17 protein-coding genes, 10 tRNA genes and 3 rRNA genes are annotated in these 25,556 nt (G+C 40.8%); 2 read left to right on the top strand and 28 right to left on the bottom strand.

Annotated features, from left to right (window positions below; genetic code table 11):
* Positions 1-7: 7 nt before the first annotated feature.
* From INP51_RS00150 to INP51_RS00135, 4 genes are all read right to left on the bottom strand, one after another.
* The gene (locus tag INP51_RS00150) at positions 8-514 is read right to left on the bottom strand and encodes an HD domain-containing protein (protein WP_193735753.1); all 507 of its coding nucleotides are present in this window, start codon (positions 512-514) and stop codon (positions 8-10) included.
* 32 nt (positions 515-546) lie between these two features.
* The gene (gene gdhA, locus INP51_RS00145; RefSeq protein WP_193735752.1) at positions 547-1,881 is read right to left on the bottom strand and encodes an NADP-specific glutamate dehydrogenase; all 1,335 of its coding nucleotides are present in this window, start codon (positions 1,879-1,881) and stop codon (positions 547-549) included.
* A gap of 221 nt (positions 1,882-2,102) precedes the next feature.
* The gene (locus INP51_RS00140) at positions 2,103-2,723 is read right to left on the bottom strand and encodes a flavin reductase family protein (RefSeq protein ID WP_193735751.1); all 621 of its coding nucleotides are present in this window, start codon (positions 2,721-2,723) and stop codon (positions 2,103-2,105) included.
* Positions 2,724-2,736: 13 nt separating this feature from the next.
* On the bottom strand, positions 2,737-4,392 hold the full coding sequence (locus INP51_RS00135; protein WP_193735750.1) for a putative manganese-dependent inorganic diphosphatase: 1,656 nt from the start codon (positions 4,390-4,392) through the stop codon (positions 2,737-2,739).
* A gap of 142 nt (positions 4,393-4,534) precedes the next feature.
* On the opposite strand from INP51_RS00135, the gene INP51_RS00130 reads away from it, so the two are divergent.
* Positions 4,535-5,233 (top strand): S1 RNA-binding domain-containing protein, encoded by a 699-nt coding sequence (locus tag INP51_RS00130; RefSeq protein ID WP_193735749.1) that lies wholly within the window; start codon positions 4,535-4,537, stop codon positions 5,231-5,233.
* 205 nt (positions 5,234-5,438) lie between these two features.
* Positions 5,439-5,693, top strand: a complete 255-nt coding sequence (locus INP51_RS00125) for a GIY-YIG nuclease family protein (RefSeq protein WP_193735748.1) — start codon at positions 5,439-5,441, stop codon at positions 5,691-5,693.
* Between the two features lie 52 nt (positions 5,694-5,745).
* Here INP51_RS00125 and trhA read toward each other — a convergent pair whose 3' ends face one another.
* From trhA to dnaA, 24 genes are all read right to left on the bottom strand, one after another.
* On the bottom strand, positions 5,746-6,411 hold the full coding sequence (gene trhA, locus INP51_RS00120; protein WP_193735747.1) for a PAQR family membrane homeostasis protein TrhA: 666 nt from the start codon (positions 6,409-6,411) through the stop codon (positions 5,746-5,748).
* 150 nt (positions 6,412-6,561) lie between these two features.
* A complete protein-coding gene (locus INP51_RS00115) occupies positions 6,562-7,338 on the bottom strand; it encodes a M23 family metallopeptidase (RefSeq protein WP_193735746.1) in 777 nt (258 codons plus the stop codon).
* A gap of 154 nt (positions 7,339-7,492) precedes the next feature.
* A complete protein-coding gene (locus INP51_RS00110; protein ID WP_193735745.1) occupies positions 7,493-8,407 on the bottom strand; it encodes a SpoIID/LytB domain-containing protein in 915 nt (304 codons plus the stop codon).
* Between the two features lie 23 nt (positions 8,408-8,430).
* Positions 8,431-8,811 (bottom strand): zinc ribbon domain-containing protein, encoded by a 381-nt coding sequence (locus tag INP51_RS00105; RefSeq protein WP_193735744.1) that lies wholly within the window; start codon positions 8,809-8,811, stop codon positions 8,431-8,433.
* 32 nt (positions 8,812-8,843) lie between these two features.
* Entirely contained in the window at positions 8,844-9,914 is a 1,071-nt protein-coding gene (locus INP51_RS00100) for a D-alanyl-D-alanine carboxypeptidase family protein (RefSeq protein WP_193735743.1), read from the bottom strand.
* Between the two features lie 88 nt (positions 9,915-10,002).
* Positions 10,003-10,075: transfer RNA gene (locus INP51_RS00095), tRNA-Lys, on the bottom strand.
* A gap of 10 nt (positions 10,076-10,085) precedes the next feature.
* A tRNA-Phe gene (locus INP51_RS00090) sits at positions 10,086-10,158 on the bottom strand.
* Between the two features lie 6 nt (positions 10,159-10,164).
* A tRNA-Met gene (locus tag INP51_RS00085) sits at positions 10,165-10,238 on the bottom strand.
* A 24-nt stretch (positions 10,239-10,262) separates the two neighbouring features.
* Positions 10,263-10,335: transfer RNA gene (locus tag INP51_RS00080), tRNA-Thr, on the bottom strand.
* A 64-nt stretch (positions 10,336-10,399) separates the two neighbouring features.
* Positions 10,400-10,481: transfer RNA gene (locus tag INP51_RS00075), tRNA-Tyr, on the bottom strand.
* 4 nt (positions 10,482-10,485) lie between these two features.
* Positions 10,486-10,558 (bottom strand) — tRNA-Val (locus INP51_RS00070).
* A gap of 29 nt (positions 10,559-10,587) precedes the next feature.
* Positions 10,588-10,661, bottom strand: a tRNA-Asp gene (locus INP51_RS00065).
* A gap of 108 nt (positions 10,662-10,769) precedes the next feature.
* Positions 10,770-13,667: ribosomal RNA gene (locus tag INP51_RS00060) — 23S ribosomal RNA — on the bottom strand.
* Between the two features lie 284 nt (positions 13,668-13,951).
* Positions 13,952-14,024, bottom strand: a tRNA-Ala gene (locus INP51_RS00055).
* A gap of 73 nt (positions 14,025-14,097) precedes the next feature.
* Positions 14,098-14,171: transfer RNA gene (locus INP51_RS00050), tRNA-Ile, on the bottom strand.
* Positions 14,172-14,188: 17 nt separating this feature from the next.
* A 5S ribosomal RNA gene (gene rrf / locus INP51_RS00045) occupies positions 14,189-14,306 on the bottom strand.
* Positions 14,307-14,417: 111 nt separating this feature from the next.
* Positions 14,418-15,952, bottom strand: a 16S ribosomal RNA gene (locus INP51_RS00040).
* Together the 16S, 23S and 5S rRNA genes with 10 tRNA genes alongside form the textbook arrangement of a ribosomal RNA operon.
* Positions 15,953-16,330: 378 nt before the next feature.
* Positions 16,331-16,418 (bottom strand) — tRNA-Ser (locus tag INP51_RS00035).
* A 371-nt stretch (positions 16,419-16,789) separates the two neighbouring features.
* Positions 16,790-19,330 (bottom strand): DNA gyrase subunit A, encoded by a 2,541-nt coding sequence (gene gyrA, locus INP51_RS00030; protein WP_193735742.1) that lies wholly within the window; start codon positions 19,328-19,330, stop codon positions 16,790-16,792.
* A gap of 85 nt (positions 19,331-19,415) precedes the next feature.
* A complete protein-coding gene (gene gyrB, locus INP51_RS00025) occupies positions 19,416-21,368 on the bottom strand; it encodes a DNA topoisomerase (ATP-hydrolyzing) subunit B (protein WP_193735741.1) in 1,953 nt (650 codons plus the stop codon).
* Positions 21,369-21,382: 14 nt separating this feature from the next.
* Entirely contained in the window at positions 21,383-22,462 is a 1,080-nt protein-coding gene (gene recF / locus INP51_RS00020; RefSeq protein ID WP_193735740.1) for a DNA replication/repair protein RecF, read from the bottom strand.
* Positions 22,463-22,526: 64 nt separating this feature from the next.
* The gene (locus INP51_RS00015; RefSeq protein WP_193735739.1) at positions 22,527-22,739 is read right to left on the bottom strand and encodes an RNA-binding S4 domain-containing protein; all 213 of its coding nucleotides are present in this window, start codon (positions 22,737-22,739) and stop codon (positions 22,527-22,529) included.
* An 11-nt stretch (positions 22,740-22,750) separates the two neighbouring features.
* Complete coding sequence (dnaN, locus tag INP51_RS00010; protein ID WP_193735738.1) at positions 22,751-23,860, bottom strand: DNA polymerase III subunit beta; 1,110 nt, start codon at positions 23,858-23,860, stop codon at positions 22,751-22,753.
* Between the two features lie 249 nt (positions 23,861-24,109).
* Positions 24,110-25,456, bottom strand: coding sequence for a chromosomal replication initiator protein DnaA (gene dnaA, locus INP51_RS00005; RefSeq protein WP_193735737.1), 1,347 nt, complete (start codon positions 25,454-25,456; stop codon positions 24,110-24,112).
* Positions 25,457-25,556 lie beyond the last annotated feature (100 nt).

Raw genomic sequence — 25,556 nt, 5'->3', positions numbered from 1 at the left:
CAAATCTTCAGCTCCATTTCAGGAGATAGAAAGACCAGTTCAGTTTTCTATGCGTCGTCTCGTATATCGAACAAATTTTATCTGCGATACTGACCAAAACTCCTTCTCTATATTTTGGAGGAACAGGAATCAGTGGAAACATATGCCTTTTAATAATATCCTGCTCTATCAAAGTCAGATCAAAATCCTCTAATGCATTCCTAAGAGCAGTGGCCGGATGTGTAAATCCATGCAGATGCCTTCCTTCTTCTTTATTCTTATGCCAGTCATACAAAAAATAATCGTGCAAAAGGGCACCTCGAATGAGTTCCTTCTTTTTCACTTTTATATTGTAGTGTTCAGCCAGCCAGCAACTATAATATGCCACCGCTATGCTGTGCGTATAAACTGAAATGTTTCCATGCTGAATATATTTTTTTGATTCGCAGAATCTAGAATCTCTGCAAACATCCTGAAGAATTTTATAGAATCCCTCTTCATCAGAAAGTACAATCTTTTTCTTTGCTTCCGCCAAAATTTTGATCCTCCTGCGACATTCGTCACAAATCAAACAATTCCCTGAGCAGTCATAGCATTTACAATTTTTTCAAATCCTGCTATATTTGCACCTGCCACATAATTCCCCTCATGACCATATCTCTTTGCAGCACTGTCTATATTATGTGTAATATCAACCATGATCTGTTTCAGTTTAGCATCAACTTCGTCAAATGTCCAGCTAAGCCTTTCACTATTCTGAGTCATTTCGAGCGCAGAAGTTGCAACACCACCGGCATTCGCAGCTTTTCCAGGTGCAAAAATCACTCCATGTTCCTGCAGATATTCCGTAGCTTCAAAAGTTGTAGGCATATTAGCGCCTTCACAGACTGCCAGGCATCCATTCTCCACCAGCTGTTTTGCATCTTCTGGGAGGAGTTCATTCTGTGTTGCACAGGGAAGTGCTATATCAACTTTGATACTCCATACACCTCTTCCGTCATGATATTGGGCATCCGGACGAGCTTTTACATATTCCGTCAGACGTGCTCGCTTTACTTCTTTGATCTCTTTTAGCAGTTCAAGATCAATTCCTTTCGGATCATAGATCCATCCATTAGAATCTGAACATGTAACGACTTTTGCTCCAAGCTGTTGTGCCTTTTCAATTGCGTAAATAGCTACATTACCGGATCCTGATACTGCACATGTTTTTCCGGCAAGTTTTATGTTATTAATCTTTAAGATTTCCTCTGTCAGATATAACAATCCATATCCCGTAGCCTCAGTCCTTGCAAGAGAACCTCCATAAGACAATCCTTTTCCAGTCAGTACTCCTTCATACAAACCAGTAATTCTCTTATACTGACCATACATATAGCCGATTTCTCTGGCTCCCACACCGATATCCCCCGCCGGAACATCACTGCCGCAGCCGATATATTTATATAGCTCTGTCATAAAGCTCTGGCAAAATGCCATAATCTCTCGGTCTGACTTTCCCTTGGGATCAAAATCAGCTCCTCCTTTGCCTCCGCCAATCGGAAGACCAGTCAGAGCGTTTTTGAATGACTGTTCAAAACCAAGAAACTTTATAATACCAAGATTGACAGAAGGATGAAAACGAAGTCCTCCTTTATAAGGCCCGATGGAACTGTTAAATTGTACACGATAACCCGTGTTTACATGAACTTGTCCCTGATCATCCACCCATGGAACACGAAATTTTATCTGTCTTTCCGGATTTACCATTCTCTCCAGCAATGCCTCTCTTCGATAACTATCTTCGTTTTCCTCAATCACAGGGCGCAGAGATTCCAGGACCTCTTTTACAGCCTGATGAAACTCTGGTTCGCTGGGATTCTTTACTACGACTTCTTGAATTATCTCGTCAACATATGACATTTGTTCATCCTCCTGATATTTTTTCATCATAAATGATACCCTAAATTGCAAAAGTAGAGATGATCTGACAATCCATAAGTATCATACATCTTCTTGTTAATTATAAACGAAAAAAAAGCACTTTGCAAGATTGTAATTTGTTCCCTTCATTAACAGCGCAAAAATTCTTATTATACTGGGATTATTGAATATTTCTGATGATCATCTTTCTTATTAAGGAATTATTTTTTTTTATTTCCCTGACTGCCTTTTCTTTTAACTCCATCTTTATGATTTTTCTTCTTTTTTTCCACAGAAAATCCGAATTTTCCAAGAGTTTTCCCCAATTCAAAGTATTCTCCATGTGAATAAGTAACTAATCCTGTTTGATTCAGAAGGAATTCTCCCTTGCGGTCCATATACTTCTCATCGACATGAACTGCTAAAACTTCGGCTAGGAACATATCATGGCTGCCAAGATTTTTGATCTCTTTCACTTTACATTCAATATTAACCGGACTTTCTAAAATACCAGGGGCTTCAACCAAACTTGACTCACACGGCGTCAGATGAAGATGATCGAATTTATTCACATCTCTTCCTGATTTAACTCCGCAGTAATCCGCCGCATAAATCAGATCTTTCGTCGTGAGATTAATCACAAACTCTCCACTTTCCTTAATCATCTGATAAGAATATCTGGAAGGGCGGATCGATATTGATGTCATAGGGGGAGATGTATTAACCGTTGCCGTCCATCCAATCGTAATGATATTCGGCTTTTCCCCTCTTCTTTTACAGCTGACCATTACCACCGGCAGAGGATAGAGCATATTACCTGGTTTCCATATCTGTTTAGCCATTTTTTATCCTCTCCTACATTTGATCCTGAAGTGCTAACATAAATCCCGGAATTAACTGTTTTTTTCTGGAAACTACTCCCGGAAGAACAGCACTGTTCTCACTTACTTCATTCGGTGAAAAAGCTTCTTTTACCAATTCTTTTGCTCCGTCCCCATAAAACAGCAGTTCCGTGGATTCCTCAATAATATTAGTCAGCATAAAGTATACCCTCGGAATTCCATGCTTCTCACACTCTTTTTCAAGCTGTGGAAGTATCTGATTTTTGATGTCTTTAAGCTGATCTGCATCCATGGAGTTAATCTGCCCCACTCCGAAATTTGATTCCTCTACATTGAACTTTTTAAAGTCCTGATAAAAGATCTCCTCCGGAGATTTTTCATTCAGATTACTCCCTGCTTTAAACATCTCCTTTGCGAATTCTTGGATTTTAATTCCTGCTACATCAGCCAAAAATTCTGCTGCCTTTTTATCGAGTGCCGTGCAGGTAGGAGACCTGAACATCAGCGTATCTGAAATGATAGCAGCACAAAGAAGCCCTGCAATGTCCTGAGGCACCTCAAGATTTCGTTCCTGATAGATCTGATACATAATCGTCGCAGTACATCCTACTGGCTCATTTCTAAATAAGATCGGGGATATTGTTTCCAGTGAACCCAGCCGATGATGATCGATTATTTCCAAAATCTCGGCTTCACTGACATTATCCACCGCCTGCGTCTTCTCATTATGGTCTACCAAAATCAATTTTTTCTTTCCACTTCCGATTAAGTTTCTTCGGGATATGGTACCAATGTATTGATTTTTCTTGTCTAAAACAGGAAAATCTCTATGCCTGTGGGCCTTCATAATGTCTTTAATATCATCCAGAAAATCATTCGTTGAGAATGTGATAAGGTTCTCTTTCGTCATCAGATGTTTAATTGGAATAGACTGATTAATGAGTCTTGCAATCGTATACGTATCATGTGGGCTGCTGATAATCACGCAGTCATGGTCCATAGCCAGTTTCTGAATACTTTTTGACACCTTTGCACCAAGACCCACTACAATACAGCTGGCTTCCATCTCAATCGCACAAAGCTGATCATCCGCTCTGTTTCCAAGAATAACCAGATCACTTTTATTAATATATTTCTCCATAAAGTCCGGATGAAAAGAACCGATTACAACCCTTCCCTCCACAAAATATCCATGTTCATTACCAATAATAATTTCGCCATCCAGAGTTTCCGCGATGCTGCGGTATTTTGTCTTCGCCTGTGACATGACACTGCTGTCATAAGCATCCATATAAGACTTTGCTATATCACTGACTGTGATAATACCAAGCAGTTTCTGATCTTTACTCGTAATCGGTAGGGTAACGACGTTTTCTTCACGCATCATTTTCCAAGCTTTTTTTACGGATATATTCCCTCTCACGCCCGAAATCTCGTGGATATCAATCTCTTTTACTTGTGTTCCCGCATCCGGGAGATAGCCAGGTACCCGTACACCAAAACGATCCAGTACATATTCTGTCTCTTCATTGATCTGTCCGGCACGCTTTGCAACAAAACTTTCATTTTCTGTTCTGTTCTTTATATCAGCATATGCAATCGCCGAGCATATGGAGTCCGTATCCGGATTCTTATGACCGATGATATATACTTTTTCTCTTCTATTCATAGAAAACCTCCTACTATAGTAATAATAGTAACATCTTTTAAATATATGGTAAATAGAATTCTTATTTTAATGTTTTTATTTTCACGTATCTATGTTAGAATAACCACATGTGCATCATTATTAATGATAAGGAGTATAAAAAATGGCAGAAGAAAAAATGACTATGGATGAATTTAATAAAGCTGTAGATGAATCTTTTGATTCCTTTAAAGATGAGGACCAAATGGTCTGGGAAAAATTAAGACAGCTAAAAGAAGACAAGACAATTCTGGATGTTACAGTGGATGGTATTGTCAACAAAGGTGTTGTATCCTATGTAGAGGGAATCCGTGGATTTATTCCTGCTTCCAAACTCTCCCTTGGGAGAATTGAAGATTTAAATGAATACCTTGGAAAAGAGATCAAAGTTCAAGTTCTAGATATCGATGAACAAAAAAATCGTCTGATTCTCTCCCGCCGTGCATTGCTGCAGGCAGAAGAAAAAGAAGAACGAAAAGCAAAGATTGATCAGATTATAGTCGGAACTATTATGGAGGGAACTGTAGAGAGCATAAAACCTTATGGAGCTTTTGTCGACCTTGGCAATCACTTAAGTGGTCTGCTTCATGTTTCACAGATCAGTCAGAACAGGATCAAAGATCCTTCTGTTGTATTGAATGTAGGTGATCCCGTTAAGGTTAAAATAATCGCAATCAAAGATGGAAAATTAAGTCTCTCCATCAAGGCAATAGACGACGATGCTAAAAAAGCCGAGGAAGATGCAGTAAAAAATGTGAAGCTTCCAAAGGCGGAAGACCTGACCACAAATCTTGGTTCTCTCTTCAAAAACATAAAACTATGAGACTGCTGTCAATGTAGCGTTTCTTTGCATATAGTATAGTAAACCCGCAATCGAGGTTTTATACTGTCAGTTTTTAAAGTGCATGCATATATCTGGGTGAAATACTTTTATCGGTTGCTTTACCATAAAGGGACCGCTTCGGCGGTCTTACATAACCCAGAAAAAACGCATCAATCTGCAGATTTTGAACAAACAAGAGGATCAAATGATTAATAAAAATTATACTTATATTCTCAGATGTTGTGATAACACCCTTTATACTGGGTGGACGAATGACATTGAAAAGAGGCTGAGGGCTCATAATTGTGGAAAAGGTGCAAAATACACAAAATCACGGCGGCCTGTATCTTTAGTCTATTATGAGACATTCAAAACAAAAGAAGAGGCTATGCAAAGAGAATGGAAAATTAAGCACCTTCCCCGCAAAAAAAAGTTAGCGCTGATTGACATGAAAATATAAAACAAGAGGTCTTCGGGCTGACAACTCAGCTTACGCAAGACCTCTTTTCGTATCAGATTACTATCGGTTCTACAATATAATACATCATAATAAAGTGGCATAAACTCCCTGCCATCACAAACAGGTGAAAAATCTCATGTGAGCCAAAATTTTTATGTCTTGCATCAAATATGGGGGTTTTAACTGCATATACAATTCCCCCTGCGGTATAGATAATTCCTCCTGCAAGAAGCCATCCAAACGCAGGTCTGGACAATGCATGGAAGATCTGAGGAAATGCCAGTACACACAACCACCCCATCCCAATATAGATAACGCTCGAAAACCACTTCGGACAATTAATCCAGAAAGCTTTAATTAACATTCCGATTATAGCCACCGTCCAGACAATTGCACAGAGGATAATACCGGTTCTTCCTTCCAGAACAATCAGGCAAATAGGCGTATAACTTCCGGCAATCAGTATGAATATCATAAGGTGATCCGCTTTTTTCAGACGTTTGTTTACTTTTTCATTGATATCAAATGTGTGATATACTGTACTTGCAGCGTAGAGTAAAATCATGCTGGTCATAAATATTGCAAGTGCAATGATATGAATATGATCCGGATCTCTCGCTGCCTTTGAAAGCAGCGGTACTGTTCCAAGAATAGCCAATATACAGGCTATTCCATGAGTGATTGCACTTCCCGGATCCTTAATAGATATTTTTTTCAATATTAATCGCCTCTATTTCATTACATAGTTTTAATAACTACTTGTTGTACTAATTATATTACATCATATCATAATTAAAATCAAGACAATTATGTAAAAAAAAGATCACAACATTCATTCAGATGCTGTGATCTTTTTTGGATCTTACAATCATTCAGTTTCTGGGGGAAGGTACAAAGATGGATCAAGGGGAGAACCATCTTTCTGAAGTGCAAAATATAAATTGCTTCCTTCTTTCGTAAAATACTTTGTAGGAGTATTAATATTGGCAATAACCGTTCCGCTGGCAACTGTCTGTCCTTGTTCTACATTCACGTCTTTCAGCTGTCCATATACTGCCTGATAGCCATTTCCCATATCCATGGTGACAGTTGTTCCTGTAACTGCATCTTCTGTAATAGATACAACCTGACTATTGGCCACTACCGCGACTGGGGTATCCACAGCTGCTTCAATCATAACTGCCGGATTACATCGATAAGAATCTAAAGTAGAAAAATAAACAGTTTTATCCATGTTATACGGAATTAAAATTTTTCCTGATACCGGAAGATTTAGTAAGGTACCTTCGTTAAAATCCAGTTCCGGAAGGACAGCCTGTGAAGCTGCTGCATCTGCATCCGCAGATGGAGTCTCCGGCTGTGCTTCATTTTCACTGCTCTGTGATGGTGCCGGTGGTTCACTTGGATCCGGGGTAACATTGGTTTCTTCATTTTCTGTATCATAAGTATTTACATCTTTTGTCTCTTCTTCCTCTGTTGTTTCGTTACTTTTCTTTTCTTCTTCTTTATCTTTTTTTGCACTTTCAATACGTGCCTCATCCGGCTTTTTACTCTCATAATGGTATACGTATACACCACAGACAAGAGTAGCAGCTACCAAAACTACGCTCAATACAATACGCAGTGTCTTTTTTCCTGATTCCATCTCATTCACCTCTACTAATTTTATTGAAATTGGGGGGCAAAATTTCTCTTGCTCCAATGATACTACGGATTGTTGCGCACTTTGTGCTCCTGGTATCATTAACTTTTTCTGTATTAGTAGGGTTGCCTAAAAATGAAAATCTATACAATTTTTTCTATTTTTTCTTGTCTTTCATAACCTGTGTATTCGGAAAATAATAATTTAGGATATCACGCCATGATTTTCCTCCCTTTGCCATTTGATCTGCTCCATATTGTGACATTCCCATACCATGGCCACTTCCTCTGCAGGTGATCAATATTTTGTCATCTCTTTTGGAAATAGAAAAAGATGCAGAGGGTAGTCCCAACAGGTCCCTAAATACTTCTCCTGGTATTTTTATCCCAAAAACCTCGACTTCCATTGCATATCCTGAAGAATCTTCTGATGATATCGCTATATGATCAGCAAAATTATCTTTCTTTAATTTCTGATCCTTATCAATTTTCTTCAACTTTTCATACAACTCATCATTAGAAAACGAAAGTGGTTTTCTCTTTGGCATATAATCTAAGTCGGGCTTACTCTCTACACCTACCAGCCAGCCATAATCATCTCTCTTGAGAACTTCTTTGCCACTCCTGGTCCAGCCATTACTTGCCCGACAAAAAGGTGCTGATACAATCCTACCACCATATCCCAATACACACCCCTTTGTTTTTTTTACGGCCTCTTTACATAATAGCATCCTGTCAGTTTGTAAATGATGTGATCTCTCATATTCCATATTTTCTTTCAGAATCTGATCATAGACTTTCTGGTCATAATCAGATTTTTCATATTCATACCATACACGACTTCTGACGAGAACAGCCTGTGCACAAATTGTTTCTAACTGATAATGATCCGGTATCTCCCGGTATAAGATAGAAGGAAGTAGTTGCTCAATATTATCCTTTTGTGATAATTTCACGTAATTTTTTCCCGACAATAGCATAGTTCCAAGAATTGGCAAAAAAATAAGCAGAAACAGAATCGCTGCAAAATATTTCATCTGTTCCTGCATTATATGTTTCTTATTTTTTATCATATACACATATCAGTCCATGTTTCTTATTCTAATATATGACTATTGGGACAATTTATGTCTTGTTCTTCTTTTTCCAATTGAGCTCCACACTCTGAGCAATATTTAGCATTCGGATCCATAATTCTTCCACATTTTGAACAGACAAGATCCAAAGGTTCTTTTAACAGCCTATTCATCCCTTTGATATCTTCTTCCAATTTTGCGATCTCTAATTCACTCACTTTCACTGTATCCACATAATCAGATAAATTAGAAATAAGAATGTCTGGATCCTCACATACTTTTTTGTAATACTCCTGTCCCAATATAGAGAAACTATATTGTTGTTCATTCAGCATCTCTTCTAAAATAATTTCTGTCTGGCCTCTTTCTTCCGATAACTTATCATGTTCCTGCTTTGTCATATACTCTGCCCCCGCTTCCGATATCCAAAAAATTAGTTTATTAAATTATATGCAGAAACTGCATCAGATATATGATATTGTTCACTTTTGGGATTTCCATCTGATTTAGCTGTAACTAAAATATATTCATCTTCTCCAATTTTTGAAAGACTGGCCAAACACTGCCCGGAAGAATTCGTAAAGCTTTCCTTTCCTCCTTCTATCACTCCTCCGTTTGTCAAGTTATTTTCTGTTAATTCACTTAATACTGAATTTTTTAAGACAATTCCGTTCGGATGTGGAGGCGTAACAGATGTAGTATAAGTATCTGAAGTAAATATTTCACGAAATACATCATTTCTCAGGCAATATTCAAACAAAACAGCCATATCTTTACAAGTTGAGTAATTGTCATCACCTGGAAGACCCGTACACGATACAAAGTGAGTGTTATTCATACCAAGCCCATCTGCTTTTTGATTCATCTGGTTTACAAATTCATCCTCCGATCCTGAAACTCGCTGTGCAAGTCCTACACAAGATTCTGCTCCGGAAGATATCATAGAACCATATAACAAATCTCTTACTGTCAGGTTTTCTCCTCCTACAAAACCAGTCATAGCTGCACCCTGTGTATAAAGAGTATTTATAATTTCATCAGATATCATTACATTTTCATCCAGATTTGAAAGATTCTCAATAGCCACAATAATGGTCATTATCTTTGTCAGAGGAGCCGGATATATCTTTTCTGTACCTGCTTTATTCATTACAACTGCCTGATCTCTTAGACGAACAAGATAGCCACTGGCACTATGTATACTTTCACCCGGTATAACACTGACTGGAATTGGGGCTGAAGAAGGTACAGGAGGTTCTTCTTCTTTAACAATATTTTCGGGTGGAACTTCTGTATATGCTGCCTCCTTCACAGTTTTTATTTGATCGATTTCATGGATATTATTCGAATCTAACATCTTAAATACCATGAGAATCATCAAAAGAATAATAATCAGTAATAAAAGACATAAAAATATTGTCTGTCTTTTTTTCTTTTTTCTTCTGGCTGCACGTCTGGCCTCCATCTGATGCCGTCTGTTCGTGTTAATAGATGCTTGTTCCATATTAAGCATTCCCCCTATCTTCAGTATTATATTATTTCAAAAAAGGATATCAAATAAATTTGATATCCTTAAAATTCATAATAAACACTGAAGCATCGGGGATTCGAACCCCGGACAACTTGATTAAAAGTCAAGTGCTCTACCACCTGAGCTAATGCTCCGAAAAAAATATGCCTAGTTCCGGAATCGAACCAGAGACACGAGGATTTTCAGTCCTCTGCTCTACCAACTGAGCTAACTAGGCATTCAATTGCGGGAGTAGGATTTGAACCTACGACCTCTGGGTTATGAGCCCAACGAGCTTCCAGACTGCTCCATCCCGCGCTATTAAAATAAAAAATTTGTTGAAGCCGATGATCGGACTCGAACCGATAACCTGCTGATTACAAATCAGCTGCTCTGCCAATTGAGCCACATCGGCACAAGGAAAACCATCCAATTAAATGACTAAAACAAATGAAGGGCAATTTAAATTTACTCTTCAATGGATGGAGAAGGATTCGAACCTTCGAAGGCGTTGCCAGCAGATTTACAGTCTGTCCCCTTTGGCCACTCGGGAATCCATCCATAATGGGACCTACAGGGCTCGAACCTGTGACCCTCTGCTTGTAAGGCAGATGCTCTCCCAGCTGAGCTAAGATCCCATATTATATACAATTTTAAGAAAATAAAGCGACCCAGATCGGACTTGAACCGATGACCTTCGCCGTGACAGGGCGACGCTCTAACCAACTGAGCCACTGGGCCATTATGATATTTGAAGTATGTACCTTCAAAACCGCATACAAATTATAACATCATTCCATCTTTTTGTAAACACCGGACCTTCACTTGATGATAAACTTCATCAAGTGTCAAGGTCAAGCCCTCGACCGATTAGTAACAGTCAGCTCCATACATTGCTGTACTTCCACCTCTGCCCTATCTACCTCGTCGTCTTCAAGGGGTCTTACTTCTTTCGAATGGGATATCTCATCTTGAGGTGAGCTTCACGCTTAGATGCCTTCAGCGTTTCTCTCTTCCCGGCTTGGCTACCCTGCCCTGAGCCTGGCGGCTCAACAGGTACACCAGCGGCCGGTCCATCCCGGTCCTCTCGTACTAAGGACAGCTCCTCTCAAATATCCTACGCCCACGCCGGATAGGGACCGAACTGTCTCACGACGTTCTGAACCCAGCTCGCGTACCGCTTTAATGGGCGAACAGCCCAACCCTTGGGACCTACTACAGCCCCAGGATGCGATGAGCCGACATCGAGGTGCCAAACCACTCCGTCGATGTGAACTCTTGGGAGTGATAAGCCTGTTATCCCCAGGGTAGCTTTTATCCGTTGAGCGATGGCAATCCCACTTTCATACCACCGGATCACTAAGTCCTACTTTCGTATCTGCTCCACCCGTCGGTGTCGCAGTTAAGCTCCCTTCTGCCTTTGCACTCTTTGAATGGTTTCCAACCATCCTGAGGGAACCTTTGAGCGCCTCCGATACTCTTTCGGAGGCGACCGCCCCAGTCAAACTCCCCGTCTGGCATTGTCCCATGTCCGGTTCACGGACTCTGGTTAGAAATCCACTACTGCAAGGGCGGTATCCCAACAGCGGCTCCAAAGATACTTGCGTACCTTCTTCTTAGCCTCCCGCCTATCCTGTACATGCAGTACCGGGTCCCAGTACCAAACTGGAGTAAAGCTCCATGGGGTCTTTCCGTCCTGGCGCGGGTAACCAGCATCTTCACTGGTACTTCAATTTCACCGGATGCATTGTTGAGACAGCGCTCAAATCATTACGCCTTTCGTGCGGGTCGGAACTTACCCGACAAGGAATTTCGCTACCTTAGGACCGTTATAGTTACGGCCGCCGTTTACTGGGGCTTAAATTCAAAGCTTTGAGCCGTAGCTCTGACCTCTCCTCTTAACCTTCCAGCACCGGGCAGGCGTCAGCCCATATACTTCACCTTTCGGTTTCGCATAGACCTGTGTTTTTGCTAAACAGTTGCTTGAGCCTTTTCTCTGCGGCCTGACTTTCGCCAGGCACCCCTTCTCCCGAAGTTACGGGGCCATTTTGCCGAGTTCCTTAACAATGCTTCTTCCGTCGGCCTTAGGATTCTCTCCTCATCTACCTGTGTCGGTTTACGGTACGGGTACAATAAAAACAATAGCGGCTTTTCTTGATCCATGGCTCACACGCTTCCCTACTTTACTTCGGTCCGCTTCACGTCTTTGGATTGTACTGCGGTTTTACCTGCAGCACTCCTCCTTCGCTTGCACGCGGCTTTCCATTCCGCGCCCGTGCTCTCCACACATGTCCCCACAGTTCTGTTTTACTGCAGTGCAGGAATCTCCACCTGCTTTCCATCGACTACGGCTTTCGCCCTCGCCTTAGGTCCCGACTTACCCAGAGAAGATCAGCTTTACTCTGGAAACCTTGGATATTCGGCCGAGAGGATTCTCACCTCTCTCTCGCTACTCATTCCGGCATTCTCTCTTCTCAGATCTCCACGGCCCCTTCCGGTACCGCTTCTTCGTTCTGACAATGCTCCTCTACCAATGATCTTACAATCATTCCTGAGCTTCGGTGTCGTGTTTTAGCCCCGGACATTTTCGGCGCAGAACCTCTCGACCAGTGAGCTGTTACGCACTCTTTTAATGTATGGCTGCTTCTGAGCCAACATCCTGGTTGTCTTTGAAATCCCACATCCTTTTCCACTTAACACGCACTTTGGGACCTTAGCTGCAGATCTGGGCTGTTTCCCTTTTGACCATCCAACTTATCTCGTATGGTCTGACTCCCAGACATCGGTATCACGGCATTCGCAGTTTGATATCCTTTGGTAAGCTTTGACGCCCCCTTGGGAATTCAGTGCTCTACCTCCGTGTATCTTGTCTGAGGCTAGCCCTAAAGCTATTTCGAGGAGAACCAGCTATCTCCGGGTTCGATTGGAATTTCTCCCCTACCCACACCTCATCGCCACCCTTTTCAACGGATGTGCGTTCGGTCCTCCACGGCCTTTTACGGCAGCTTCAACCTGGACATGGGTAGATCACCCGGTTTCGGGTCTGCGTGTTCCGACTTTCGCCCTCTTAAGACTTGGTTTCCCTTCGGCTCCACACCTGACAGTGCTTAACCTTGCCGGCACCCGCAACTCGCCGGACCGTTCTACAAAAAGTACGCGGTTGTGCATTTGTAACACTTCCACAGCTTGTAAACACAGGGTTTCAGGTTCTCTTTCACTCCCCTCCCGGGGTCCTTTTCACCTTTCCTTCACAGTACTATGCGCTATCGGTCACTGAGGAGTATTTAGCCTTGGGGGGTGGTCCCCCCGTCTTCCCACAAGGTTTCTCGTGTCTCGTGGTACTCTGGATCCTGCCGGTCTTTCCTTCTTTTCGCCTACGGGTCTTTCACCCTCTTTGGATGGCTTTCCCAAAACCATTCGGCTAAGTTAGAAAGTACCTCCTGCAGTCCAAAACCCCATGGTGCACGCACCATGGTTTGGGCTCTTTCCCGTTCGCTCGCCGCTACTTGGAAAATCGAGTTTTCTTTCTTCTCCTCGGGGTACTTAGATGTTTCAGTTCCCCCGGTTCCCTTCCCTACGTTATGAATTGGCGTAGGAATGCATGAGGTCTGCTCATGCGGGTTTCCCCATTCGGATATCTCCGGATCTCAGGCTGTGTGCGCCTCCCCGAAGCTTTTCGCAGCTTGCCGCGTCCTTCTTAGGCTCTCAGTGCCAAGGCATCCACCCTGCGCTCTTAATGCTTGACCTTTGTTGGTCCACCTCCCCGCTAGCGTGCGGTTCGGTTTTGTGTTTACTGATTCTGTATTGGAATCCATGTCTGACTCTCATCTTCCATGGACTTCGACTTTCTTTAAAAGCATCGATTCTTTCGAATCTATCTGGTTTCGATAACATCATGTATTCTCATACACAATGCCTCGGATGTCTTTTCTCTATCTTGCGTTTTTCACGCTTGGATATAGATATAATCTGTATGCAGTTTTCAAGGTACATATCATACACCGATTCCTGACTATTCATTCATCGATGAGTGGAGATAAAGAGATTCGAACTCTCGACCCCCTGCTTGCAAGGCAGGTGCTCTCCCAACTGAGCTATATCCCCTGGGTATTTATGATATATTATTAGCTGGGCTTAAGTGGGCCTTTGCCCTATGGCTTTCACTTAAATTATTAGCTGGGCTTAAGTGGACTCGAACCACCGACCTCACGCTTATCAGGCGTGCGCTCTAACCGGCTGAGCTATAAGCCCTCAATTTTATTATTAGGTGCTGGCAGCCACCTGTTCTCCCACACCGTTACCAGTGTAGTACCATCGGCCGCTTAAGGCTTAACCTTCGTGTTCGGGATGGGTACGGGTGTTTCCCCTAAACGCATCGCCGCCAGCAGTTAGTTATTCAGTTTTGAGACTGACAAGCTGTAAAAGTTTCGTTTCTGTTACTTTTACACTTGATAACTAAACAGTAAAACACATCCGGTTACTTGTCCGTTTCCTTAGAAAGGAGGTGATCCAGCCGCACCTTCCGATACGGCTACCTTGTTACGACTTCACCCCAGTTACCAGCTCCACCTTCGACTGCTCCGTCCTCCGTAGAGGTTCGGTCACAGGCTTCGGGCATTTCCGGCTCCCATGGTGTGACGGGCGGTGTGTACAAGACCCGGGAACGTATTCACCGCGGCATTCTGATCCGCGATTACTAGCGATTCCAGCTTCATGTAGTCGAGTTGCAGACTACAATCCGAACTGAGACGTTATTTTTGGGGTTCGCTTCCGGTCTCCCGTTCGCTTCCCTCTGTTTCCGCCATTGTAGCACGTGTGTAGCCCAAATCATAAGGGGCATGATGATTTGACGTCATCCCCGCCTTCCTCCAGGTTATCCCTGGCAGTCTCATCAGAGTGCCCAGCTCTACCTGCTGGCTACTGACAATAAGGGTTGCGCTCGTTGCGGGACTTAACCCAACATCTCACGACACGAGCTGACGACAACCATGCACCACCTGTCTCCTCTGTCCCGAAGGAAAGGTACCATTACGTACCGGTCAGAGGGATGTCAAGATTTGGTAAGGTTCTTCGCGTTGCTTCGAATTAAACCACATGCTCCACCGCTTGTGCGGGTCCCCGTCAATTCCTTTGAGTTTTATTCTTGCGAACGTACTCCCCAGGTGGAATGCTTAATGCGTTTGCGGCGGCACCGAAAAGCTGTGCTTCCCGACACCTAGCATTCATCGTTTACGGCGTGGACTACCAGGGTATCTAATCCTGTTTGCTACCCACGCTTTCGAGCCTCAACGTCAGTTACCGTCCAGTAAGCCGCCTTCGCCACTGGTGTTCTTCCTAATATCTACGCATTTCACCGCTACACTAGGAATTCCGCTTACCCCTCCGGTACTCAAGATCTGCAGTTTCCAAAGCAGTCCCAGGGTTGAGCCCTGGAATTTCACTTCAGACTTGCCGGTCCGTCTACGCTCCCTTTACACCCAGTAAATCCGGATAACGCTTGCCCCCTACGTATTACCGCGGCTGCTGGCACGTAGTTAGCCGGGGCTTCTTAGTCAGGTACCGTCATTTTCTTCCCTGCTGATAGAGCTTTACATACCGAAATACTTCTTCACTCACGCGGCGTCGCTGCATCAGGCTTTCGCCCATTGTGCAAGATTCCCCACTGCTGCCTCCCGTAGGAGTCTGGGCCGTGTCTCAGTCCCAATGTGGCCGGTCGCCCTCTCAGGCCGGCTATGGATCGTTGCCTTGGTAGGCCTTTGCCCTGCCAACTAGCTAATCCAACGCGGGTCCATCTCATACCACCGGAGTTTTTCACACGGCATCATGCGATGCTGTGCGCTTATGCGGTATTAGCAGCTGTTTCCAACTGTTATCCCCCGGTACGAGGCAGGTTCCCCACGCGTTACTCACCCGTCCGCCGCTGTCTATTCCTTCCTCTGTCCGAAGACTTTGGAAAGAATTTCTCGCTCGACTTGCATGTGTTAAGCACGCCGCCAGCGTTCATCCTGAGCCAGGATCAAACTCTCTGATCAATATGATCATCCGCTGATTTCTCAGTTGATGCAAAGTTCGTTCCAGGTCAAAATCAACTACTAGCTAATTTATCCCTTTTACTGTTTTTTAAGGATCTTTCGATCGTTCATTGTTAATTCTCAAATGGACTTTCGAGGATGTGTTTTACTGTTTAATTATCAAGGTTCCTGTTCGTTCCTGTTTTTGCAGCAACTTGATTATCTTATCACGCTGTATCTGCTTTGTCAAGAACTTTTTCTTTCTTTTTATCTCAATATGAGATGTTTTGCTGTGCAGCTTGTTTCGTCGACAGCTTGATTATCTTATCACATATTAGTATCTTTTGTCAACACTTTTTTATGATAATCTTGGGGCAAGTTTTGCCCATTGATAATCAACGGAGAAGGAGGGATTTGAACCCTCGCGCCGCGCAAACGACCTACACCCTTAGCAGGGGCGCCTCTTCAGCCACTTGAGTACTTCTCCAGTTGCCTGAGTAAAATAAACTTATTTAATTTACGCCAATATGTGACGCATTAATTATTATACAAAACAGCAAGTTGTTTGTCAACTGTTTTTTCCCTTTATTATAATAATTATTATCTCCGATTTTATGATACCAGGGTCAAAAGGTTCTGCGTTTCATGCTCACATGAAAAAGCATGACTTTGGGACCCGTAAAAACATGAGAACGCAACCCGATTAGGGTGGAATTCGAATGTTTTTAGGATTGTGAGAGCTCGAAGAGCGTAACAATCCGTGTATCATAAGGGGTCAAATTACTTTTGACCCCAACCTCTTATTATGATAATGTTACTTATTATTCTCTTTCATACACAATCCTGTAATCTCATCATTTATGGCTCAGGTGTTTCTGAATCATCTATATCTGTATCGGTTTCCTCTTCAGACATCTCTTCGATTATTTCTTCTGATACTGCTGCCGCTACACCATCTTTCTTGTCTCTGACTTTTGCAATGCTGGCTACGTATATATTTTCTGACAGATTCATAAGTTTAACACCCGATGTAATTCTTCCCAACACAGATATATCATCACACTGTATACGTATAATAATACCCTCAGTAGTGATAATCATAACTTCATTTTCAGAATTAACTGCCTTTACACCAATCAGATTTCCCGTTCTTTCTGCAATCTTATAACATTTTACACCTTTTCCGCCGCGAATCTGAGGCGTGAATTCACTCATAGAGGTCCTCTTGCCCAGTCCTTTTTCAGATACAAACAACAGATAATCTCCTTGCGAACTCAGCTGCATGCCGATTACTTCATCTTGATCCAGAAGATTAATTCCCCTCACTCCCATAGATACACGTCCGGTACTTCTCACATCAGTTTCCTTAAATCTGATACACTGACCAAATTTCGTAACCAGAATAATATCCTTCTTACTGTCCGTGGATTTAACTTCAATCAATTCATCGTTATCTCTCAGAGCAATTGCCGCAAGTCCGGTTTTTCTCACATTCGCATAATCAGTAATTGGAGTCTTCTTTACAAGTCCATTCTTAGTTGCCATAAACAGGTAATAACCCTCTTCATACTCACGGATCGGAATCACTGCAGTGATATTCTCACCCGGCTGAAGCTGAATCAAATTTATAATCGCTGTTCCACGGGCGGTTCTTGACGCTTCTGGTATCTCATATGCCTTTAGCCGATAGACTTTTCCCATATTTGTAAAGAACATCAGGTAATGATGAGTTGTTGTCATCAGGAGTTCCTCAATATAGTCATCATCAATCGTCTGCATGCCTTTAATTCCTTTACCTCCTCTGTTCTGAGAATGGAAATTATCGACGGTCATTCGTTTAATATAACCTAGTTTAGTCATAGTAATTACCGTGTTTTCCCTCGGAATCAGATCTTCCATGGAAATATCGAATTCATCAAAACCTATTGAAGTTCTCCGATCATCACCGTATTTGTCAGAAATCTCCATAATTTCTTTACGGATTACCTTGAGAAGTAATTTACGATCTCCTAAGATAGCACGATATTTGTCTATCTTTTCCATCAGATCTTTATATTCATTTTCAAGTTTCTCTCGTTCCAGTCCGGTAAGTGCCCGCAGTCTCATATCTACAATTGCCTGAGCCTGTGCATCTGACAGTTCGAATTCATCTATCAGATTTTCTTTTGCTTCTGGTGTGTTTGCAGATCCACGGATAATTTTTATCACACGGTCTATATTATCAAGAGCTTTTAACAATCCTTCCAGAATATGTGCCCGCTCTTCCGCTCTGTTTAAATCATACTGTGTTCTTCTGGTGACAACCTCTTCTTGATGTTTCAGATATAGATTCAGTACTTCCAGAAGATTTAATACTTTTGGCTGATTGTTTACGAGTGCAAGCATAATAACACCAAAGGTATCCTGAAGCTGTGTATGCTTATATAATTTGTTTAAGATGACATTTGCATTGGCATCTTTTCTCAGTTCAATACAGATTCTCATACCTTCTCTGCTTGAATGATCATTGATAGCTGTGATTCCATTAATTCTCTTATCTTTCACCAGATCAGCAACTTTTTCTATCAATCTGGCTTTATTTACCATATATGGAAGTTCTGTAACTATAATCTGACTTTTGCCATTAGGCAGTGTCTCGATATTTGTGACAGCACGAACACGAATCTTACCTCTTCCGGTTCGATAAGCTTCCTCAATTCCTCTTGTACCTAATATCTCAGCCCCCGTTGGAAAATCCGGGCCCTTTACGATATCTAATATTTCCTCCATGTTTGTATCTCTGTCATGATCAATAATATTATCAATAATTTTCACTACTGCATCAATTACCTCACACAGATTGTGAGGCGGAATATTTGTAGCCATTCCCACGGCAATACCAGATGTACCATTTACAAGCAGGTTGGGATACCTAGATGGTAAAACAACTGGCTCTTTTTCCGTCTCATCAAAGTTAGGTCTGAAATCTACGGTATTTTTATTTATATCAGCAGTCATTTCCATCGAAATTTTACTCAGACGAGCCTCTGTATATCGCATGGCAGCTGCACTGTCTCCATCCACAGAGCCAAAATTTCCATGACCATCTACAAGAGGATATCGAGTTGACCATTCCTGCGCCATATTGACCAGTGAGCCATAGATAGAGCTGTCGCCGTGTGGATGATATTTACCCATTGTATCACCGACGATACGGGCACATTTTCTGTGCGGTTTATCGGGTCCATTGTTAAGTTCTATCATAGAATATAGAATTCTTCGCTGTACAGGTTTTAAACCATCTCTGACATCTGGCAGCGCCCTCGAAGCGATGACACTCATAGAATATGCTATATAAGACTTTTCCATTGTTTCTTTCAGGTCTACGTCATGGACTTGATCAAAAACATTATCTTCCATTATTTCCTCCAATCAACTTCTGTAAAAAGTTTTGTTCTGATACCACGGACTGCTCCGCATTCTCTCAATAGCAAACCTGGTATCATCAGATGTCCAGATCTTCAATATCCAGCTTATAGGCATTTTCTTCGATAAATTCCCGTCTGGGCTCTACTTTATCACCCATAAGAGTGGTAAATGTATGGTCTATCTCGGCCGCAGTTTCTTCATCAAAGGTTACTCTTTTTAACACTCTGTGTTCCGGATCCATCGTTGTCTCCCAGAGCTGATCCGCATCCATCTCACCTAAACCTTTGTAACGCTGAATTTTATTGTTATTGTCACGTCCTATTTCTTTTAATATATCTTCTAACTGTTTTTCATCATATGCATACCATACTTTTTTGTTTTTTTCAATTTTAAAGAGCGGCGGCTGCGCAAGATAGACATATCCCTGTTTAATTAATTCCGGCATGAAACGATACATGAATGTAAGCATCAGTGTATCAATATGAGCGCCATCTACATCGGCATCTGTCATGATAATAATCTTGTGATAACGTAGTTTCGTAATATCAAAATCATCCTGAATTCCTGTTCCAAATGCCGTGATCATAGCCTTGATCTCTTCATTTGCATAAATCTTATCTAATCGGGCTTTTTCAACATTCAGTATTTTGCCGCGCAGTGGAAGTATTGCCTGTGTATCACGGCTTCTTGCCGATTTTGCAGAACCACCGGCCGAATCTCCCTCTACCAAGTAAATCTCACAATTTTCCGGATTTCTATCTGTACAGTCTGCAAGTTTTCCGGGCAGGGACATTCCATCGAGTGCTGATTTTCTTCTAGTCAAATCTCTTGCTTTTCTGGCTGCATCTCTGGCTCTTTGTGACATCAATGATTTTTCAACAATAATCTTTGCAATCGTTGGATTTTGTTCCAGAAATAATTCCAGATTTTTACTCAGCAGACTATCAACGGCACCTCTGGCTTCGGAATTTCCAAGTTTTTGTTTTGTCTGACCCTCAAACTGGGGATCTTTTAATTTTACACTGATAATAGCTGTCAGTCCTTCGCGGATATCTTCACCACTCAGATTCTGATCATTATCCTTCAGAATTTTTGTTTTACGTGCATAATCGTTAAACGTTTTCGTAAGAGCGTTACGAAAACCAACTATGTGTGTACCACCCTCCGGTGTATGAATATTATTGACAAAACCATATGTGTTCTCAGTATATGAATCATTGTGCTGCATGGCAACTTCCACCATAACATCATTTACCATACCCTCAAAATACATAATTTCATCGTAAAGAGATGTTTTGCTATGATTCAGATACTTCACAAATTCTTTAATTCCACCCTCATAACAGAAGTTTTTCTCTACAGGTTTCTCCGATCTTATATCTCTTAAAGTAATACTTAATCCTTTAGTCAAAAATGCAGTTTCCCGTATACTCGTCTGTAAAGTATCATAGTCAAAGACGGTTTCCTCAAATATTGTATCATCAGGCAGGAACTCAACCATAGTTCCAGTCTTATCTTTATCACAATCACCGATAATTTTTAACTTATAAACTGTTTTCCCGCGTTCAAATCTCTGACGATAAACTTTTCCATCCTTATAAATCGTAACCTCAAGCCAGCTCGACAGGGCATTTACAACGGAAGCTCCTACGCCATGGAGGCCTCCGGAGACTTTATATCCTCCACCTCCAAACTTTCCACCGGCATGAAGAATTGTAAATACAACCTCCACTGCCGGGAGACCTGATTTGTGATTAATCCCTACAGGAATACCACGTCCATCATCGATGACTGTGATGGAATTATCTTTATTAATCGTTACATCTATATGTTTGCAGTATCCTGCCAGAGCTTCATCTACTGCGTTGTCTACAATTTCATATACCAGATGATGCAGTCCTCTGACGGAAGTGCTGCCAATATACATACCGGGTCTCTTTCTGACCGCTTCCAATCCTTCAAGGATCTGGATTTGATCAGCTCCATATTCAATATTTGACCCTACATTTGTTGTGTTTTCTTCACTCATGTAATTCCTCCTACTTATGTTGCAATCCTGCCTTCCGCAACTTTAAAAACCTTATTTACATCAAATTGGTTTTCCATAAATTCATCTAAGCCAGTACAAGTTATAAAGGTTTGAATATCACCTATACTTTTCAGCAGATAATTCTGTCTGCTGCTGTCAAGCTCGGATAATACATCATCCAGTAATAAAATTGGTGTATCCTTCATCATTTTCTTCACAAGGTAGATTTCTGAAAGTTTCATGGAAAGAGCAGCCGTACGCTGCTGTCCCTGAGAGCCATATTTTCTGATATCTATCCCATTTATTTCTACACACAGGTCGTCTCTGTGAGGTCCAAGAGTTGATGTCCTAAGCTGCAGGTCCCTTGGACGATTTTCTTTTAACTTCTGAAAAAAATCATCTGCTTTTGTATTTGGTTCATAAATCAAACGAATCTGCTCGCTGCCACCTGTCAGCTGCAGATGAATATCACTCAATATCTCATTTAGCTGCTCAATAAACTTCGTTCTCTCTTCAATCAGGCTTCTTCCATAATTTATCAGCTGTTCATCCCAAACATCCAGCGTACACAAAAGGGATCTTGTATCTTTTAGTTCTCTGAGCAGTTTATTTCGCTGTATGAGCACTTTATTATAATTGGCCAGAGAAATCAGGTATATATGATTCAGCTGACTCAGTTCACTGTCCACAAATCTTCTTCTCTCCGAGGGACCATTTTTAATAATATTTAAATCTTCCGGAGAAAAAAACACAATATTAATGATGCCAAACAAATCTGAAGCTTTGCGTATTGGAATACCATCAATTGCAATTCCTTTTGGTTTGTTTTTTTTTAAATGCATATCAATTCTGTGAACAACCTCAGCTTTGCTGATCTGCATCCTGATATGTGCCTCATCTTTGTTAAACTGAATCATTTCCCGATCCTTACTTGATCTGTGAGATTTTGTGGTTCCACAAAGATAGACAGCCTCAAGAATATTTGTCTTTCCCTGGGCATTATCCCCGTAAAAAATGTTGGTTTTCTGGTCAAAGGAAACACACAGAGAATCATAATTTCTAAAATTTTTTAATTCCAAAGACTTCACATACATGATGTCAGCTCTTTCTTGTCTTAGGTTGACATAATATTTTGTTGGTTGACATAAAATATTAGGGTCATTTTTGCTCAATTTTTATTTCTTTACCTTCGAAAGAAAATACGTCACCAATATATAATTTTTTTCCGCGGCGTATCTCAACGGAACCATTAACTTTGACGTTTCCCTCTTGTATCTGGAATTTTGCATCCACACCTTCCGAAACCAGCCCGGCAAGTTTCATAGCCTGACCTAATTTTATAAATTCGTCTTTTATTCTTATCGTATCCATTTTTTTCCTTTTTATCTGACAGAATTGAAATTTACAGGTAAAATCAGGTAAATATAATCTTCTTCCTCATTCTTTATGAAACAAGGAGCTTTCGGATTTACCAGATAAATCGAAATTATCTCATCATCAATGACGCGGAGAGCGTCAATGAGAAATTTTGGGTTGAATCCGATCATTAAGTCTTTTCCTTCTTTCTCAATTCCAATTTCTTCGTTCATCGAACCCATAGCGGAATCCATATGAAGTTTGAGACTTTCATTCTCAATATTGATAATAACGGGTCTTTTATCTCCTTCTTTTACCAAAAGAGTTGCTCTATCAATACAATCTAGAAATTCTCTTTTATTAATTTTAATTTTTGTTTCATAATCGTTGGACAACATCTGATCTACGCGAAAATACTCACCGTCAATTAATCTGGATACTACTTTTGTCTGATCAAACTCGAAAAGAATATGATTGTTTGTAAAGAATATATTTACTTTATCATCCATTTCACCGGATAATATCTTGCTGATTTCATTTAGAGTTTTTCCCGGAACAATAACTTTTTTATTTTCATAGGAATGAGTAAGTTCAATTTTTCGAATTGAAATTCTATGTCCATCTAATGAGATAACTTTTAGGCAGTTATCTTTAATTTCAAAAAGTTCTCCTGTCATAATCTTATTATTTTCATTTGCAGCAATAGAAAAAATTGTCTGTCTTATCACGTCTTTTAATGTAAACTGCGAAATTTCTATGCCATCTGTTTTTTCTATCATTGGCAGATAGGAAAATTCTTCTCCTGATCTTCCGGGTATATCAAATCTTGCTTTTCCACAAGTAATTATAGTCTCCAGGTTTTCATTTGTCTCTATTGTTACATAACCATCTGGCAGACGTTTTACGATTTCTGAGAATATTTTGGCATCTAGTGCAATAATTCCTCTTTCTTCAATTGTTCCATCAACAATTGTTTCGATACCTAGTTCCATGTCATTCGAGGTAAATTTAATGATACTGGATGAAGCATCAATTAGAATACATTCTAGAATTGGCATGGTAGTTTTTGAGGGTACAGCTTTCATAACAATATTGACACTTTTTAACAGATTACCTTTGGCAAACTTAAGTTTCATGAGATGTGTATAACTCCTTTCATAGCCGGAGACCTTCATAAATAATAAAATATAAAGGAATCCGTAATAGTCTTCTTAGGAGTTGTGTAAAAGTGGATATGGCCTCCAACTCCTTGAAGTTAAAGGAAAAATCAACATGAATAACTGTGTTGATTTCCTATGTATGACTTGTGTATGTTATGTGTATAAGTTTGAATGTAAAATGCTTTCCATTTTTTGTACACGGACTTTCCACATGAGTAATGTGAATTACTTTGGCGGGTTAATCTTTTTTTTCAGGATATCGATCTCTTCTTCTGTAACTGTATTTGAAGGATTATTGATCTCGGCCTCTATTTTGTCGATGCCGTACATGATTGTGGTATGATCTCTCTTTCCAAGGAGCTGGCCAATCTGTACCAGATTGGTTCCGGTAAATTCGCGGCACAGATACATAACAATCTGTCGAGGATGGGCTATTTTACTTGATCTTTTACTTCCGATGATGTCTGAAGGAGAAAGATTAAAGTGTTCGGCTACGGTATTAATGATAAATTCGGGTGTGATTACCTTTTTTTCATTTGGAGAAATCATATCTTTTAGAACCTGTTCGGCCAGTGCAAGATTGATTTCTCGTTTTTCGAGGTTTGCATATGCAATAATCTTATTTAAGGACCCCTCAAGTTCCCGGATATTTGATTTAATATTGGTGGCAATATAATCAATTACATCTTCTCCGACATTATAGCCGTCAAGTTCTTCTTTCTTTCTGAGGATTGCCATTCTTGTTTCATAATCCGGACTTTGGATATCAGCCAGAAGACCCCATTCAAAACGTGATCGAATTCTGTCTTCCAGAATATCCATATCTTTTGGAGGGCGATCTGAAGAAAGAATAATCTGTTTTTTTGCTCCATGTAAAGTATTAAAGGTATGAAAAAATTCTTCCTGTGTCGATTCTTTACCTATTATAAACTGAACATCGTCGATCAACAGTACATCGATATTACGATATTTTTCTCGAAATTTACTCATTGCCGTATTATTTCCGTTACGGATGGCCTCGATTAGTTCATTCGTAAACTCTTCACTCGTTGCATATAGTATTCTGGATTTTGGATTGTTGTGTAAAATAAAGTGTGCAATACTATGCATCAGATGAGTTTTTCCGAGTCCGACACCTCCATATATAAATAGAGGATTATAAATTTCCCCGGGAGATTCTGCAACTGCAAGAGAAGCGGCATGGGCGAATTTATTATTGCTTCCGACTACGAAAGTGTCAAACGTATATTTTGGATTCAAACCGGCATTTGAAGAAGTGATTATATCTTCCTCAGTTTTCTGTCTGCGTTCGATCTCTTCAGGCAAAAGCAGTTCAATCTCGTAGTTTGTTCCTGTTATTTCAGCAATTGCTACTTTTAAAGGCAATTTATATTTTTTACTGACATAGTCAAGGCCAACTTGCTGGGATGGCACAAGAATTGTCACAATATTATCCTCAACTTTATATACTTTTAAAGGAGCAAGCCAGGTTTCAAATGAAACATCCAGAATATCATGCTCCTCTTTAACTCTATTCAGAATTTCTGTCCAGTTCTGTTCTACAAGATTCATATTCGTCTCCGCTTTCGATATCACTTCTGCTACATTACCATTACAATCATAATAACTCTACTATATATTATAATAAATTTGTGGATTAATCAAGTGCGAG

Source organism: Blautia liquoris, assembly GCF_015159595.1.
GTDB classification, from domain to species: Bacteria; Bacillota; Clostridia; order Lachnospirales; family Lachnospiraceae; genus Novisyntrophococcus; species Novisyntrophococcus liquoris.
The sequence above is the reverse complement of the archived record's forward strand: the minus strand, read 5'-3'. Positions and strand labels throughout refer to the sequence as shown.